The sequence below is a fragment of the Kitasatospora sp. NPDC041917 genome (genome assembly GCF_055589745.1).
This window is the reverse complement of record NZ_JBVJBI010000068.1, coordinates 1-18,584: the sequence shown is the minus strand read 5'-3', so window position 1 is coordinate 18,584 and position 18,584 is coordinate 1. Positions and strand designations below refer to the sequence as shown.

Here is an 18,584-nt window from a genome sequence, read left to right as displayed (position 1 = left end):
GCCCCCGATGGTGAACGACGACAAGCTGAGGGACTACCTCAAGCGCGTGACGGCGGACCTGCACCACACCCGCCGGCGCCTGACCGAGGCCGAGGAAGCGGGCCGCGAACCGATCGCGGTCGTAGCGATGAGCTGCCGCTACCCCGGCGGCGTACGGTCCCCCGAGGACCTGTGGCGCCTGGTCACCGACGGCACCGATGCCATCACCGGCTTCCCCCGCGACCGGGGCTGGGACCTGGACCACCTGGACGATCCGGAACAACTGCGCGAGGGCACCAGCCACACCGCCCTGGGCGGATTCCTCGACGACGTCGGGCACTTCGACCCCGGATTCTTCGGGATCTCCCCGCGCGAAGCGCTCGCGATGGACCCACAGCAGCGGCTCCTCCTGGAGACCACCTGGGAGGCGTTCGAACGGGCCGGTATCGACCCCGCGACCCTGCGGGGCAGCAGGACCGGCGTCTTCGCCGGGGTGATGTACCAGGACTACGCGGTACGGCTGCGCCACGTCCCCGACGACGTGGCCGGCTACGTCGGCAGCGGCGGCTCCGACAGCGTCGCCTCGGGCCGCGTCGCCTACACCTTCGGTCTGGAGGGCCCGGCGGTCAGCATCGACACCGCCTGCTCCTCCTCGCTGGTCGCCATCCACCTCGCCGCCCAAGCCCTGCGGGCCGGCGACTGCACCCTGGCCCTGGCCGGGGGCGCGATGGTCATGTCGACACCCGTTCCGTTCGTGGAGATGAGCCGCCAGGGCGGCCTGGCCCGGGACGGCCGCTGCAAGTCCTTCGCCGCCGCCGCCGACGGTACCAGCTGGGGCGAGGGCGTCGGCATGCTCCTGCTGGAGCGCCTCTCGGACGCCCGGCGCAACGGCCACCCGGTCCTCGCCCTGATCCGCGGCACCGCCGTCAACCAGGACGGCGCCAGCAGCAGGCTCACCGCCCCCAACGGCCCCGCCCAGCAACGCGTCATCCGCCACGCCCTGGCCAACGCCGGACTCACCCCCGCCGACGTGGACGTCGTCGAGGCGCACGGCACCGGCACCCCGCTGGGCGACCCGATCGAGGCCCAGGCCCTGCTGGCCACCTACGGGCAGGACCGCGCGGACGGGCAGCCGCTGCTGCTCGGCTCGCTGAAGTCCAACATCGGGCACACCCAGGCGGCGGCCGGCGTCGGCGGCGTCATCAAGACCGTCCTCGCCATGCGGCACGGTACCGTCCCGCCCACCCTGCACGCGCAGGACCCGTCCCCGCAGATCGACTGGACCGCGGGCGCGGTACGCCTGGTCACCGCGAACACCCCCTGGCCCGAGACCGGACGGCCGCGCCGGGCCGCGGTGTCCTCCTTCGGCGTCAGCGGCACCAACGGACACGTCGTCCTGGAACAGGCGGACGAACCCGTCCTGGAACAGGCGGACGAACCCGTCCTGGAACAGGCCCACGAACCCGCCGCCCCCGCCGTCCTCCCCTGGGTGCTCTCCGGACGCACCGCCGAAGCGCTGCGCGCCCAGGCCGCACGGCTCCGCGACCACCTCGACGCCCACCCCGGACCCGGCCCCGCCGAGGTCGGCCACGCCCTCGCGACGACCCGCGCCGCGCACGAGCACCGGGCGGTCCTGATCGGCGCCCACCCCGACGAGTTCCGGGCCGGCCTCGACGCCCTGGTGGCCGACCGGACCGCCCCCGGCCTGGTCCTCGGCACCGCCGGAACCGGCGGCGAAGTCGCCCTGGTGTTCCCCGGACAGGGATCCCAATGGGCCGGCATGGCCGTCGAACTCCTCGACTCCGCCCCCGCCTTCGCCGCCCGCATCGCGGACTGCGAGCGTGCCCTGGCCCCCTTCGTCGACTGGTCCCTGGAAGCCGTCCTGCGCGGCGCCCCCGGCACCCCGCCGGCCGAACGCGTCGACGTGGTGCAGCCGGTGCTGTGGGCCGTCATGGTCTCCCTGGCCGAACTGTGGCGCTCCCACGGCATCACCCCCGGCGCGGTCATCGGCCACTCCCAGGGCGAGATCGCCGCCGCCGTGGTGGCGGGAGCGCTGAGCCTGGAGGACGGGGCGAAGGTCGTCTCCCTGCGCAGCCGCGCCATCCGCGCCCTGTCCGGCCGCGGCGGCATGGCCTCGGTGGCCCTGCCCGCCGAACAGGTCTCCGAACACCTCGCACCCTGGGACGGCCGGCTCTCCGTCGCCGCCGTCAACGGACCCGCCTCCACCGTGGTCTCCGGCGACACCGACGCGCTCGACGCGTTCCTCGACCGGACGACGGCCCTGGACATCCGCAGCCGGCGCATCCCCGTCGACTACGCCTCGCACAGCGCCCACGTCGAGGACATCCGCACCGAAGTGCTCGCCCGGCTCGACGGACTGACCCCCCGCCCGTCCGCCGTCCCCTTCTACTCCACCCTCAGCGGCGGCCTGCTGGAGGACACCACCGCCCTGGACGCCGACTACTGGTACCGCAACCTCCGCGGGACCGTCCGCTTCGAACAGGCGACCCGCGCCCTGCTCGCCGACGGCTACCAGGTCCTCCTGGAAAGCAGCCCGCACCCCGTCCTCACCGTCGGTGTCCTGGAGACCGCCGAGGACGCGGGCGCCGACGCCACCGCTGTGGGCACCCTGCGCCGCGACGACGGCGGCCCGCGCCGGTTCACCGAGTCCCTGGCCGAACTCCACCTGCGCGGAGTCTCCCCGGACTGGGACACCGTCTTCGCCGACCGCCGCCCCGGACGGGTGGAACTGCCCACCTACGCCTTCCAACGCGACCCGTACTGGCTGGAGGACGGCGCCGCGCCCGTCGGCGACGTCGCCTCCGCCGGGCTGACCCCCGCGGACCATCCGCTGCTGGGCGCCGTCGTGGTCCTCGCGGACAGCGACGGCCTGCTCCTCACCGGCCGCCTGTCGGCCCGCACCCACCCGTGGCTCGCCGACCACGCCGTCGGCGGCCGGGCACTGCTCCCGGGCACCGCCTTCCTGGAACTCGCGCTCCAGGCCGGAGCCCGCGTCGGCTGCCCCCGGGTCGAGGAATTCACCCTTGAGGCCCCCCTGGTGCTGCCCGAACACGGCGGCACCGTGCTGCGCCTCACCGTGGGCGCCCCCGACTCCCTGGGCCACCGCCCGCTCAGCCTGCACTCCCGGCCGGACACACCCGTCGACGGTGACCCCGACGGCGACGAGTGGACCAGGCACGCCGAAGGCGTCCTGGCCCAGGACGGCGCGGAAGGCGCCGAGGCCGACGGGCCGATGCCCTGGCCGCCGCCCGGCGCCGAACCCCTCGCCCTCGACGGACTGTACGACCGCTTCGCGGCGGGCGGATTCGCCTACGGTCCCGCCTTCCAGGGCCTGAACGCGGTCTGGCGGCGCGGCGACGAGCTGTTCGCCGAGGCCGTCGTGCCCGCTGGGCCCGCACCCGATGCCGCCCGCTTCGGCCTCCACCCGGCCCTGCTGGACGCGGCCCTGCACGCCACCGGTGTGCCCGGCACCCCCGGCGCGGAAGCCCACCCCGAGGGACGGCTGCCGTTCTCCTGGAACGGCGTGACCCTGCACGCCACCGGCGCCGGCGCGATCCGCGTCCGGCTCGCCCCGGCCGGGCCCGACGCGGTGACGCTCGCCGTCGCCGACGCGACCGGCGCCCCCGTGGCGACCGTGGACGCACTGGTCCTGCGGCCCGCGGGCACCGTCGGTCTCGGCGCCGACCGCGCCCCCCACGGCCGCCGCCACCAGGACCTCTATGCGACGGAGTGGGTCACCACACCCCCGCGCGGCAGCGGTGCACCCGTTCACCGCACCGCGGACCTGGCCGCGCTGCGGGCCGCCGTCGACGCCGGAGCCCCGGTGCCCGACACGGTCCTGCTTGCCTGCGCGGAGCCCCCGGCCGCGGCCGGACCGGCCGCGGCGGTCCGCGCGGTCGTCCACCAGGCCCTCAGCGACGTCCGGACCTGGCTCGCCGACGACCGCTTCGCCGGCTCTCGCCTGGTGTTCGCCACCCGGGGTGCGGTCAGCGCCGGGGAGGGGGAGGACGTACGCAACCCCGCGCACAGCGCACTCTGGGGCCTGGTCCGTTCGGCCCGGTCCGAACACCCCGGGCGCTTCGCCCTGCTCGACCTCGACGCCGACGACGAGCACGGCACCTCCGCAGGCGTCGCCGCGGCCCTCGCCTCGGGAGAACCGCAGTCCGCGGTCCGCGGCGACGACGTCCGCGTACCCCGGCTGGCCCGGGTCCTCAGGAACGACCCGGACCTCGCGGACGACGCGGCAGGGCCCCTCCGGGCCTTCGACCCGGACGGCACGGTCCTCATCACCGGCGGCACCGGCCTGCTCGGCTCCCACGTCGCCCGCCGTCTGGTCACCGGGCACGGCGTCCGGCACCTGCTCCTGCTCTCCCGCGGCGGCCCGGCCGCCGCCGGAGCCGACGAACTGCGGGCCGAACTCGCCGCGCTGGGAGCCGAGACCGCCATCGTCGCCTGCGACGCCGCCGACCGGGTCGCCCTGGCCGCCGTCATCGCGGACCTGCCGCCCGCGCACCCGCTGACCGCCGTGGTCCATACCGCGGGCACCCTCGACGACGGCGTCGTCACCGCACTCACCCCCGAACGGGTGGACGCCGTGCTGCGCCCCAAGGTCGACGCCGCCCTCCACCTGCACGAACTGACCCGCGACCTCGATCTGACGCACTTCGTGCTGTTCTCCTCGGCCGCGGGCACCTTCGGCGGCCCCGGACAGGCCAACTACGCCGCCGCCAACGCCTTCCTCGACGCCCTGGCCGTCCAGCGTCGGACGGCGGGCCTGGCCGGCCAGGCCCTGGCCTGGACCCTGTGGGAGCAGGCCAGCGCCCTCACCGGACACCTGGACGAGGACGACGTACGACGCCTCGCCCGGTCCGGGATGCCGCCGCTCTCCACCGAGCGGGGACTCGCGCTCTTCGACACCGCCCTCACCGTGGACCGGGCCGCCCTGGTCCCGATGCGCCTCGACACCGCGGCCCTGCGGTCAGCGGCGGCGGAGGGCACTCTGCCGCCGCTGCTGCGCGGCCTGGTGCGCACACCGCCGCGCCGGGCGGCCACGGCCGCGCAGGCGACGGCCGACGACAACGCCCTGCGCCGGCGCCTGGCGGCCCTCGACGGCACCGGACGGACCCGGCTGCTCGTCGAACTCGTCCGCACCCACGCGGCTGCGGTCCTCGGCCATGCCTCCCCGGACACCCTCGACCCCGGACGGGCCTTCCGCGAACTGGGCTTCGACTCACTGGCCGCGGTGGAACTGCGCAACCGCCTGAACGCCGCCACCGGCCTGCGGCTTCCCGCCAGCCTGGTGTTCGACCACCCGACCCCGGCCGCGCTCGCGGACTTCTTGGGCGCCGGACTCACGGACACGGAAGCGGCCAGGGCCGTCATGCCCTCCGTACCCGCAGGGCCGGCCGACCGGAACCGGGACGCGGACGACGACCGGATCGCGATCGTCTCCGCGGCCTGCCGCCTCCCCGGCGATGTCCGCTCACCCGAGGACCTGTGGCGGATGCTGGCCGAGGGCCGCGACGGCATCTCCGGGTTCCCCACCGACCGGGGCTGGAGCCTCGACACGCTCTACGACCCCGATCCCGACCGCATCGGCACCTCCGTCACCCGCGACGGCGGCTTCCTCCACGACGCGGCCGAGTTCGACGCGGAGTTCTTCGGCATCTCGCCGCGCGAGGCGGCGGCCATGGACCCGCAGCAGCGGCTGCTCCTGGAAACCACCTGGGAACTCTTCGAGCGCGCGGCCATCGACCCGTCCACCCTGCGCGGCGCCCCGGTCGGCACGTACGTCGGCCTGATGCAGCAGGACTACGCGGCCCGGCTGCTGCCCTACATCCCCGAGGACGTCGAGGGATTCCTCGGCACCGGCAACTCGGGAAGCGTCGTCTCCGGTCGCCTGGCCTACTTCTTCGGCCTGGAAGGCCCCGCGGTCACCGTGGACACGGCGTGCTCGTCCTCGCTGGTGGCCCTGCACCTCGCGGTCCGGGCGCTGCGCTCCGGCGAGTGCTCGCTGGCCCTGGCCGGCGGCGTCAACGTGATGTGCAGCCCCGAACTGTTCGTCGAGTTCAGCCGGCAGGGCGGACTCGCTCCGGACGGCCGCTGCAAGTCCTTCGCCGCGGCGGCCGACGGTACCGCCTTCGGCGAAGGCACGGGCATGCTGCTGGTGGAGCGGTTGTCGGATGCGCGGCGCAACGGGCATCCGGTGCTGGCGGTGATCCGTGGTTCGGCGGTGAATCAGGACGGTGCGAGCAACGGTCTGACGGCGCCGAACGGTCCGTCGCAGCAGCGGGTGATCCGTGCGGCGTTGGCGGACGCGGGGCTGACGGCGTCCGAGGTGGACGTGGTGGAGGCGCACGGTACGGGGACGCGGTTGGGCGACCCGATCGAGGCGCAGGCGCTGCTGGCCACGTACGGGCAGGACCGGCCCGCGGACCGGCCGGTATGGATCGGCTCGCTGAAGTCCAACATCGGACACGCCTCGGCTGCCGCCGGTGTGGCGGGGGTCATCAAGTCGGTGCTGGCGCTGCGGCACGGCGTGATGCCCAAGACGCTGCACGTGGACGGTCCGACGCCCGAGGTGGACTGGTCGGCGGGCGCCGGCCGGCTGCTGACGGAGGCCCGTGCGTGGGACGACACGGGCCGTCCGCGCCGGGCGGGGGTGTCCTCCTTCGGCGTCAGCGGCACCAACGCCCACGTCATCCTCGAACAGGCCCCGACCGACCCGACAGCCCCCGCAGACGGGCTCGTCGACGGGTCCGGGACACCGGGGACCGTACCCGCCGTCGTCCCCTTGCTCCTCTCGGCGCGCACTCCGGAGGCGCTGTGCGCCCAGGCGGCGGCGCTGTCGGCCCGGATCGGAGACGGGTCGGGCGTCCGCACCGCGGACGTGGCCTTCTCCCTGGCCACGGGCCGCAGCGCGCTGGGACACCGCGCGGTGCTGGTGGGCACGGAGGAGAACCTCGCCGAGCACCTGGCCGCGCTGTCACAGGGTGCCGCGGTGTCCGGCGGCGGGTTGGTTTCCGGTCGGGTGGTGTCGGTGTTCCCGGGTCAGGGTTCGCAGTGGGTGGGGATGGCCGCGGAGTTGCTGGCCGGGTCGGAGGTGTTCGCGGAACGGATGGCGGAGTGCGGGCGGGCGTTGGCGCCTTACGTCGACTGGTCGTTGACGGAGGCGTTGGGTTCGGAGGCTCTGCTGGCGCGGGTCGATGTGGTGCAGCCGGTGTTGTGGGCCGTGATGGTTTCACTGGCGGAGGTGTGGAGTTCGTTCGGCGTCGTTCCGGACGCTGTGGTGGGCCACTCCCAGGGCGAGATCGCCGCGGCTTGTGTGGCGGGCGGTCTGAGTCTGGAGGACGGGGCCCGGGTGGTCGCGTTGCGTTCCCGTGCGGTGGGGGCGTTGGCGGGGCGTGGCGGGATGGCGTCGCTTCCTCTGCCGGTGGACGCGGTGCGGGAGCGCATCGCCCCGTGGGCGGGCCGGCTCTCGGTGGCGGCGGTGAACGGCCCGTCGTCGACGGTGGTGTCGGGCGACGCCGACGCGGTGGCGGCACTGGTCGAGGCCTTGGTCGGGGAGGGGGTGCGGGCGCGTCTGATCGAGGTCGACTACGCGTCGCATTCCGCGCATGTGGAGGAGATCCGTGAGCGGTTGCTCTCCGATCTGGCCGGCATCGTTCCTGTCTCGGGTCCGGTGCCGTTCTTCTCGACGGTGACGGGTGGTTGGCTGGACACGAAGGCTTTGGACGCGGAGTACTGGTACCGCAATCTCCGGGAGACCGTCGAGTTCGGGCAGGCCACGGAGACGTTGTTGGGGGAGGGCTTCCGGTTCTTCGTGGAGTCCAGCCCGCACGCGGTGCTGTCGGTTGCGGTGGGGGAGTCGGTGGAGGCCGCGGGTACGGATGCCGCGGTGCTGGGGACGCTGCGTCGCGGGGAGGGCGGCCTGGCCCAGGTGCTGCGTGCGGTGGGCCGTGCGTGGGAGCGCGGGCTGGGGGTGGACTGGTCGGGTGCGTTCCCGGGGGCGCGGCGTGTCGAGCTGCCGACCTACGCCTTCCAGCGCAGCCGCTACTGGCTCGACGTTCCGACCACGAGCTGGGACGTCGCCTCGGCGGGTCTCGCCACGACCGGGCACCCGCTGCTCGGTGCGGCGACGCAGGTCGCGGACTCCGATGAACTGCTGCTCAGCGGCCGGATCTCGCTGCGCACCCACCCCTGGCTCGCCGACCACGCGGTGTCGGGCGTCGTCCTCTTCCCCGGCACGGCGTTTCTCGAACTCGCGCTGCGCGCCGGGGCCGAGGCGGACTGCCCGGTGGTCGAGGAACTCACCCTCGGATCGGCGCTCGTGCTCCCGGAGGAGGGAGCCGTCCACCTGCAGCTCCGGGTGGCCGCACCCGACGGCGACGGTCGGCGCAGGCTCGGCGTGTTCGCCCGTACGACACGGGACGCCGACGCGCCCTGGACCGAGCACGCCACCGGCACCCTGGCGCCCCGGCCCGCCGGGGACCCGGCCGGAGCCGCGGCCGGTCTGCTGAGCTGGCCGCCGTCCGGTGCCGAACCCGTGGACACCGGCGACCTCTACGAGCGCTTCGCCGAGGCCGGCTACCACTACGGCCCCGCCTTCCGCGGCATCCGTGCCGCGTGGCTCCGCGGCGGCGAGGTGTTCGCCGAGGTGGTGCTGCCGGAGCCGCAGCACGCCGACGCCGCCGGATGCGTGCTGCACCCCGCGCTGCTGGACGCGGCCCTCCAGATCGCCGCACTGCTGCCCGACCAGGACGGCCGGGCCCGGCTGCCCTTCAGCTGGAACGGCGTGACCAGCGGGATCACCGGGGCCACCACGCTGCGCGTGCGGCTCGCCACCGACACGCCGGACACCGTGGCCCTGCACGCCCACGACCTGTCCGGACGGCAGGTGCTCGGCGTGGAAGCCCTGCTGCTGCGGCCTCCGGCCGCCGGCGGGCCGCTCGCCGCGACCGCCCACGCCGACCTGCTGTACCGCCTCGACTGGACCCCGGCCACCGACCCGGCCGACAGCGCCGTGCCCACCTGGGCCGCCCTCGGCGGTGCCGTCCCCGGGGCGGTGTCATGGCAGGACCTCGGCGCCCTGGGGGCCGCCCTCGAAGCGGGCGCCGCCCTGCCCGAGGTGATCGTGGCGGCCATCGCCACCGCCGACCTGCCCCACCCCGCCGACCGGGTCCGGGCCACCGCACACCAGGGCCTCGCCCTCGTGCAGCAGTGGCTGGCCGACGAGCGGTTCGCTGCGGCCAGGCTGGCCCTGCTCACCAGGGACGCGGTCCGTACCGGACCGGTCGACCGTCCCGTCGATCCCGCCCAGGCCGCCCTGTGGGGCCTGGTGCGCAGCGCGCGGGCCGAGCACCCCGGGCGCTTCGTCCTCATCGACGCGGCCGGGACCGGCGAGCCGGCGGACGCCCTGCCTGCGGCGCTCGCCGCCGGGGAACCCGAGCTGGCGCTGCGGACCGGCCCGCCGCTGCTGCCGCGGCTGGTCCGCGGCGGACGGCCGGACGGCACGCTGTCCCTGCCGGACGGCGCCGCCTGGCGGCTCACCACCGACGGCCGGGGCTCCCTGGAGGACATCGCGGCGGAGCCCGCTCCGGCGGCCCTCGCCCCGCTGGGCAAGGGGGAGGTACGGATCGCGGTGCGCGCCGCCGGGCTGAACTTCCACGACGTCATCGCCGCGCTCGGCCTGGACCCCGACCCCGAACAGCAGGGCCTGGGCAGCGAGGGCGCCGGAACCGTCATCGAGGTGGGCCCGGGTGTGGACGACCTGGTGCCCGGGGACCGGGTGATGGGGATCTTCGGGGGCGCGTTCGGCCCGACCGCCGTCGCCGACCGCCGTACCGTCGCCCGGATACCGGCGGGCTGGTCCTTCGCCCGTGCCGCATCCGTGCCGGTGGTGTTCCTCACCGCCTACTACGGTCTGTTCGATCTCGGCGGACTGCGGCGCGGGGAATCGGTACTGGTCCACGCCGCGGCCGGAGGTGTCGGCATGGCGGCGGTGCAACTCGCCCGGCACGCCGGTGCGCGGGTGTTCGCGACCGCCTCCCCCGCCAAGTGGGACGTCCTGCGGGCCGGCGGACTGGACGCCGCGCACATCGCCTCGACCCGTACCACCGACTTCGCCGAGACGTTCCTGACGGCCACCGGCGGGCGGGGCGTCGACGTCGTACTCGACAGCCTGGCACGGGAGTTCGTCGACGCCGGTCTGCGGCTGCTGCCGAACGGCGGACGGTTCGTGGAGATGGGCAAGACCGACGTCCGCGACCCCGAGACGGTCGCCCGGCAGCACCCCGGGGTGCGCTACCGGGCGTTCGACCTGATGGAGGCCGGTCCGGAGCGCATCGGCGAGATGCTCGCCGATGTCCTGGACCTGTTCCGGCAGGGAGTGCTGCGTCCTCTGCCCGTCACCGCCTGGGACGTCCGGCAGGCCCCGGCCGCCCTGCGCTCGCTCAGCCAGGCCCGGGGCGTCGGCAAGAACGTCCTGCTGCTGCCCGCTCCGCCGGACCCCGAAGGGACTGTCCTGGTCACCGGGGCCACCGGCACCCTGGGACGGCTCCTGGCCCGGCACCTGGTCGTCGCGCACGGCACCCGGCACCTGCTGCTGGCGGGCCGCCGGGGCGGATCCGCCGACGGCATGCCGGAGCTGGTACGGGAACTGACCGGGCTCGGGGCGTCGGTGACCGTCGCAGCCTGCGACGTCGCCGACCGCGCCGCGCTCGCCGCCCTGCTCGGGTCGGTGCCCGCCGCGCACCCGCTCACCGCCGTCGTCCACGCGGCCGGTGTCCTGGACGACGCCACGATCGCGGGGCTGACTCCGGACCGGCTCGACCGCGTCCTGCGGCCCAAGGCGGACGCGGCGCTGGCCCTGCACGAACTCACCCGGGGCCTCGACCTCGCGGCGCTGGTCCTGTTCTCCTCGGGCGCCGCCCAGTTCGGCGCGGCCGGGCAGGCGAACTACGCCGCCGCCAACGCGGTCCTCGACGCCCTCGCCGCCGAACGCCGGGCCGAGGGGCTGCCCGGCCTGTCCATCGGCTGGGGCCTGTGGGAGGAGCGCAGCGAGATGACCGCCGCGGTCACCGCGGGCCGGGGCGCCGGGGCGGGCGCGCTGACCTCGGCGGAGGGCCTCGCCCTGTTCGACGCGGCACTGGACTCCCCGTACGCCTACCGGCTCGCGGCCAGGATCGCCCCGTCCGTGCTGCGGGCGGACGACCGACTGCCCGCCGTGCTCCGCGGCCTGGTCCGCCCCGCCCGTACCGGTTCCGCCTCCGCCGCGGCGCCGGCCCGCTCGATGGCGCGGCAGCTCGCCGAGCTGCCCGAGGCCGAGCTGTACCGGACCCTGCTCGACCTGGTGCGCGGCAACGCCGCGGCGGTGCTCGGCCACAGTTCGCCGAACCTGATCCGCCCGGCCCGCCCGTTCAAGGACGTCGGCTTCGACTCCCTCACCGGGGTCGAACTGCGCAACCGGCTGGTGTCCTCGACCGGGCTGCGGCTGCCGGCCGCGCTCGTCTTCGACCACCCCACCCCGGAGGCACTGGCACGCCACCTCGCCGAGCGGGCCACCGCCGCCCGCCCGACGGGCGACGCGGCGGTCCGGGCCGGGCTCGACACCCTGGAGGCCCTGCTCGACGCCCTGCCGCCGGACGGCGTCAGCGACGAACTCGCCGCCCGGATACGGGAAGTGTTGTCCCGCCCGCTGCCCGGCGGGACACCGGCCACCACCGCCCGCCCCACGGGCGACGTGGACGACCTGGCCCCCCACCTGATCGAGACGGCCAGCGACGACGAGGTGTTCGACTACATCGACCGGCAGTTGGGATCCGCATGACCAGGGCACCGGTCCACGCCGTCCGCGCACCCCGAGCACCCCGAGCAGCCCGAGCAGCCCGAGACGAGACCCGAGCAGCCCGAGACGAAAGCAGCGGTGTCCAGTGAGCGACCAGAGGATGCGCGACTACCTCAACCGGGTGACCATCGACCTGCGGGACACCCGGCAGCGGCTCCGGGAGGCCGAGGCCCGCACGGGCGAGCCGATCGCGATCGTGGCGATGAGCTGCCGCTTCCCCGGCGGCGTCCGCACCCCCGAGGACCTGTGGGAGCTGCTCGCCGAAGGCCGCGACACCATCGCGCCGGTCCCCGGCGACCGGGGCTGGGAGACCGCCTGGCCGTCCGGCGGCACGGTCCCCGGGCGAGGGGCGTTCCTGGACGGCGCGGCGGATTTCGACCCGGAGTTCTTCGGCATCTCGCCCCGTGAGGCGGTCGCGATGGACCCGCAGCAGCGGCTGCTGCTGATGGCGTCCTGGGAAGCCGTCGAGCGGGCCGGCATCGACCCGCTCACCCTGCGGGGCAGCCGTACCGGGGTGTATGCCGCGGCCATCGACCAGGGGTACGCGACGCTGGGCTCCGGCGCGGCCGAAGCCGTCCAGGGGTTCCTGATGACGGGGAACTCGATGAGCGTGATGTCCGGGCGGGTGTCCTACGCGCTCGGTCTCGAAGGCCCGGCCGTCACCGTGGACACCGCCTGTTCGGCCTCGCTGGTGGCGCTGCACCTCGCGGCGCGGGCCCTGCGGGCCGGTGAGTGCTCGCTCGCGCTCGCCGGCGGGGTCAGCGTGATGGCGCTGCCGGCGGTGTTCGTCGAGTTCAGCCGGCAGGGCGCGATGTCCCCCGACGGCCGCTGCAAGCCGTTCGCGGCGGCCGCGGACGGCACCGGCTGGGGCGAGGGCGTGGGGATGCTGCTGCTGGAGCGGCTGTCGGACGCGCGCCGCAACGGCCGTACGGTGCTGGCCGTGCTGCGCGGCTCGGCCGTCAACCAGGACGGCGCCAGCAACGGCCTGACCGCCCCCAACGGCCCCTCCCAGCAGCGGGTCATCCGGGCGGCCCTCGCCGACGCCGGACTGACCGCCGCCGAGGTCGACGCGGTGGAGGCACACGGCACCGGGACCACCCTCGGCGACCCGATCGAGGCCGACGCGCTGCTGGCCACCTACGGCCAGGACCGGCCCGCCGGGCGTCCGTTGTGGCTGGGGTCGCTGAAGTCGAACATCGGGCACACCCAGGCCGCCGCCGGGGTCGCCGGGGTCATCAAGACGGTGCTCGCGCTGCGGCACGGCGTCCTGCCCCGCACCCTGCACGTGGACGCGCCCACCCCGCACGCCGACTGGTCCTCGGGCGCCGTCGAACTCCTCACCGAGGCCCGCGACTGGCCCGCCGTCGACCGGCCGCGCCGGGCCGGGGTGTCCTCGTTCGGCATGAGCGGCACCAATGCGCACGTCGTCCTCGAACAGGCACCGGAGCCGGAACAGGCCGACGGACCGGAAGCAGCGACCGACGGCCCGGACACCGCAGCCGGGGCGGGCGCGCCCGGGGCCGTGCTGCCCTGGGTGCTGTCCGGCCGCACCGCGTCCGCGCTCGGGGACCAGGCGGCCCGGCTGCGCGCCCGGCTCGCCACGGACGCGCCCGCACGGGCGGCCGACATCGGGCTCTCGCTGGCGACCACCCGGTCCGCCTTCGAACACCGGGCCGTGGTGATCGGCGACGGGCGCCTCGCACTGCTGGACGGCCTCGCCGCCCTGTCCGGGCCGGGCACGGACCCCTCCACCGCCCCGGCCACGCCCGCCGACGTCGTCGCGGGCACCGGCCGGGTCGTCGAGGGCCGGACGGCACTGGTGTTCCCCGGCCAGGGCTCCCAGTGGGCCGGCATGGCGCGGGACCTGCTCGCCACCAGCCCCGTGTTCCGGGACCGCCTCGCCGCCTGCGACACCGCCCTCCGCGCCCACGTCGACTGGCGGCTCCCCGCCGTCCTGGAGGGCGCGCCCGGGGCACCCTCCCTGGAACGGGTGGACGTGGTGCAGCCGGTGCTGTGGGCGGTGATGGTGTCACTGGCCGCGCACTGGGAGTCCTGGGGCGTCCGGCCCGACGCCGTGGTCGGGCACAGCCAGGGCGAGATCGCCGCCGCCGTGGTGGCGGGAGCGCTGAGCCTGGAGGACGGGGCGAAGGTCGTCGCCCTGCGCAGCCGGGCCATCCGGGCGCTGGCCGGACTCGGCGGCATGGTCGCGGTGTCCCTGCCCGAGGACCGGGTCCGCGCCGAGATCGCCCCCTGGGCCGAGAAGCTGTCGGTGGCCGCCGTCAACGGGCCCGCCGCCGTGGTGGTCTCGGGCGGGACCCAGGCCCTGGCCGACCTGCTCGCCCACTGCGCCGCACAGGGCGTACGGGCCCGGTCCGTACCCGTGGACTACGCCTCGCACTCGGCCCAGGTCGAAGGGATCAGGTCCGAGGTGCTGGCCGCGCTGGCCGGCGTACGCCCGCTCCCGGCCCGGATTCCGCTGTTCTCCACCGTCACCGGCGACCGGCTCGACACCACGGTCATGGACGCCGACTACTGGTACCGCAACCTCCGCGGGACCGTCCGCTTCGACGCCGCCGTCCGCTCCCTGATCGAACAGGGCCACGAGGTCTTCGTCGAGGTGTCGCCGCACCCGGTGCTGACCATGGCCCTCCAGGACACCGCCGAGGCCACCGGCGCCGAGGAGCCGCCCGTGGTCGTCGGCACCCTGCGCCGCGACGACGGCGGACTGCGCCGGGCCCTGCGCTCGGCCGCCGAACTCTGGGTGGCCGGCGCGGCCGTCGACTGGTCCGCGGTGTACGCCGGCACCGGCGCCCGCCCGACCGCCCTGCCCGGATACCCCTTCCAGCTGCGGCGCTACTGGCTGGAGCCGGAGGCGGCGCCCGGCACCGGACCGGCCGCCGCCGACCCGCACGACACGGCCTTCTGGCACATGGTCGACCACGACGCCCCGGCCGAGATCGCCGCCCACCTCGCCGTCGACGAGGACGCCCTCGCCCCTGTCCTGCCCGCCCTGCGAGGCTGGCGCAAACAGCGGCGCGACGAGAGCGTCATCGACTCCTGGCGCTACCGCATCGGCTGGCAGCCCCTGCCCGACCCGCCGGCCGCCACCCCCGCCGCCGGCACCTGGCTCGTCGTCCTGCCCGCCGGACACGACGACGACGCACAGGTACGCGGCCCGCTGCTCGCCCTCACCGAAGCGGGCGCCACCGTCGTCACGGCCGAACTCACCGCCGACGCCGTTCGCCGCACGGACCTCGCGGACACGCTCGCCACCGCCCTCGGCGACCGCGTCCCGACGGGCGTGCTGTCGCTGCTGGCCGCCGACGACCGGCCCCACCCCGACCACCCGGCCCTGCCCACCGGGACGGCACTCACCGTCGCCCTGGTGCAGGCCCTGGGTGACCTCGCCCTCACCGCACCCCTGTGGTGCGCCACCGCCGGGGCCGTTTCCACGGGCCAGGACGACCCGGTCACCCACCCCCGCCAGGCACTGGTCTGGGGCACCGGACTGGTGGCCGCGCTGGAACTGTCCGCCCGCTGGGGCGGACTCATCGACCTGCCGACGAACCTCGACGCCCGCGCCAGGACCCGCCTCGCCGCCGTCCTGACGGCCCCCGGCACCGGCCCGGACGGCACCGGCCCGGACGGCCCCGGCCGCGAGGACCAGCTCGCCCTGCGCCCCACCGGCCTGCTGGCCCGCCGCCTCCGGCGCGCCCCCCGGAACGACAGCCGTACGAAGCACTGGAAGCCCCGCGGCACCGTCCTGCTGACCGGCGGCACCGGAGCGGTCGGCCCGCACCTCGTCCGCTGGCTGGCCCGCAGCGGCGCCACCCACCTCGTCCTGCCCGGCCGCCGCGGCCCCCAGGCACCCGGCGCGGCCGAACTCGCCGCGGAACTGGCCGCCCTCGGCGTACGACTGACCCTGCCCGTCTGCGACCTGGCGGACCGTCGGGCCGTGGCGGAACTGCTCACCGGCCTGGACACGGCGGGCGACCCGGTCACCGCGGTCGTCCACGCGGCCGCGTTCGTCGCGCTCGCCCCCCTGGACGGCACACCGATGTCCGCGTTCGAACAGATCGTCGCCGCCAAGGCCGCCGGCGCCGAACACCTCGACGCCCTGCTCGACCGCGAACTCGACGCCTTCGTCCTGTTCTCCTCGATCGCCGGAGTCTGGGGCAGCGGCGACCACGGCGCCTACGCCGCAGCCAACGCCTACCTCGACGCCCTGGCCCAGCACCGCCGGGCCCGCGGCCTCACCGCCACCACCGTCGACTGGGGCATCTGGCAGGCCGAGAACCCCTTCCAGGATCGCATCGCCGGAGCGGACGCCGATCTGTTCAACCTGGAGCAGCACGGCCTGCCCCGGATCGCCCCCGACCTCGCGGTCCACGCCCTGCAACAGGCACTCGACGACGACGAGACCGTACTCGCCGTCGCCGACGTCGACTGGGAGCAGTTCGCCGCCGTCTTCACCTCCACCCGCCGCAGCCCGCTGCTCACCGGCATCCCCGAAGCCCGCCGCGCCCTGGAAGCCGCGACCGGCGACACGGAGGCACCCGCCGCCGCACTGCTGCGCCAACGGCTCGCCGCCCTCGCCGAATCCGAACAGCACCGCCTGCTGCTCGACCTGGTCCGCACCCACGCGGCAGCCGTCCTCGGCCATCCCTCGGTGGACGCGATCCGGCCCGGCATGGCGTTCCAGGACATGGGCTTCGCCTCCCTCACCGCAGTCGAACTCCGCAACCGGCTCAACACCGCCACCGGACTGCGGCTGCCGTCCACGCTGATCTTCGACCACCCGTCGTCCACCGCGCTCGCCCGGGAGATCCGCGCCGAACTGCTCGGCCGGCAGGCCACCGCCCCGGACCCCGCCGCCCCGGACACCGCCGCGCACCCGCCCGCGCCCGACGACGAGCCGATCGCGATCGTGTCCATGGCCTGCCGCTTCCCCGGCGGCATCGGCACCCCCGAAGACCTGTGGCGCCTGCTCGCCGACGGCGGCGACGCCGTCTCGGACTTCCCCACCGACCGCGGCTGGGACCTGGAGGGCCTCTACGACCCCGACCCCGACCGCCCCGGCACCTCCTACACCCGGCACGGCGGCTTCCTGCACGCCGCCGCCGAGTTCGACGCGGAGTTCTTCGGCATCTCGCCGCGCGAGGCCCTGGCCATGGACCCCCAGCAGCGGCTGCTCCTGGAAACCACCTGGGAGGCGATCGAACGCGCCGCCATCGACCCGGCCGCCCTGCGCGGCAGCCGCACCGGAGTGTTCACCGGCGTCAACTACGCCGACTACGCGGCCGTCGTCGCCCAGTCGGAGGAAGGAGACGGCCACCTGCTCACCGGCAGCGCACCCAGCGTCGTATCCGGCCGGGTCGCCTACACCCTGGGCCTCGAAGGCCCCGCCGTGACCATCGACACGGCCTGCTCCTCCTCACTCGTCGCCATGCACTACGCCGGCCGGGCCCTGCGCGGCGGCGACTGCTCCCTCGCCCTGGTCGGCGGCGTCGCCCTGATGGCGACCCCCGGCGCCCTGATCAGCTTCTCCCGGCAACGGGGACTCGCCGAGGACGGCCGCTGCAAGGCCTTCTCGGACGACGCGGACGGCATGGGCATGGGCGAGGGCGTCGGTGTCCTGCTGCTGGAGCGGCTGTCGGACGCCCGCCGCAACGGACACCCGGTACTGGCGGTGGTACGCGGCTCCGCCGTCAACCAGGACGGCGCCAGCAACGGACTCTCCGCCCCCAACGGTCCGTCGCAGCAGCGGGTGATCCGGGCGGCGCTCGCGGACGCGGGCCTGTCGGCGTCCGAGGTGGACGTGGTGGAGGCGCACGGCACCGGCACCGTGCTCGGCGACCCGATCGAGGCGCAGGCCCTGCTGGCCACCTACGGCCAGGACCGGCCCGCCGAACGGCCCCTGCTGGTCGGCTCCCTCAAGTCCAACCTCGGCCACGCCCAGGCAGCATCGGGTGTGGCGGGGGTCATCAAGACGGTGCTGTCCATGCAGCACGGACAGGTGCCCCGCACCCTGCACGTCAGCAGGCCCTCCGGCCACGTCGACTGGACGCGTGGAGCGCTGGCCCTCGCGACCGAGCAGCAGCCCTGGCCGTCTCACGGCCGCCCCTTCCGGGCCGGAGTGTCCTCCTTCGGCCTGAGCGGCACCAACGTCCACACCATCCTCGAACACACCCCCCCGGAGGAGGACGGCCCGCCGGCCGAGCGCACCCCCCTGCCGGCGGTGCCCTGGCTGCTGTCGGCGAAGAGCCCGCAGGCACTGCGCCTGCAGGCCGACCGGCTGCGCCGCCACCTGGACGGCAACCCCGGGGTCGACCCGCGCGACATCGGATCCGCCCTGCACACGCGCACCGCCTTCGAGTACCGGAAGGCACTGGTCGGGGACCGGGACCAACTTCACACCCTGCTGGGCCGGATGGCCGACGAGGACTCGGGAGCGTGGGACGGCGGTCGCCCCGTCGACGGCCGTTCGGTGTTGGTGTTCCCGGGTCAGGGTTCGCAGTGGGTGGGGATGGCCGCGGAGTTGCTGGCCGGGTCGGAGGTGTTCGCGGGGCGGATGGCGGAGTGCGGGCGGGCGTTGGCGCCTTATGTCGATTGGTCGTTGGCGGAGGCGTTGGGTTCGGAGGCGCTGCTGGCGCGGGTCGATGTGGTGCAGCCGGTGCTGTGGTCGGTGATGGTGTCGCTGGCGGAGGTGTGGCGTGCGTTCGGCGTCGTTCCGGACGCG

2 protein-coding genes are annotated in these 18,584 nt (G+C 75.5%); both read left to right on the top strand.

The window, feature by feature from the left end:
* The first annotated feature begins 10 nt into the window (after positions 1-10).
* Positions 11-11,827, top strand: a complete 11,817-nt coding sequence (locus tag ACZ6EM_RS38895; protein WP_465774535.1) for an SDR family NAD(P)-dependent oxidoreductase — start codon at positions 11-13, stop codon at positions 11,825-11,827.
* A 103-nt stretch (positions 11,828-11,930) separates the two neighbouring features.
* Positions 11,931-18,584, top strand: a 6,654-nt coding sequence (locus ACZ6EM_RS38890) for a type I polyketide synthase (RefSeq protein ID WP_465774533.1), incomplete at its 3' end; no start/stop codon positions are given.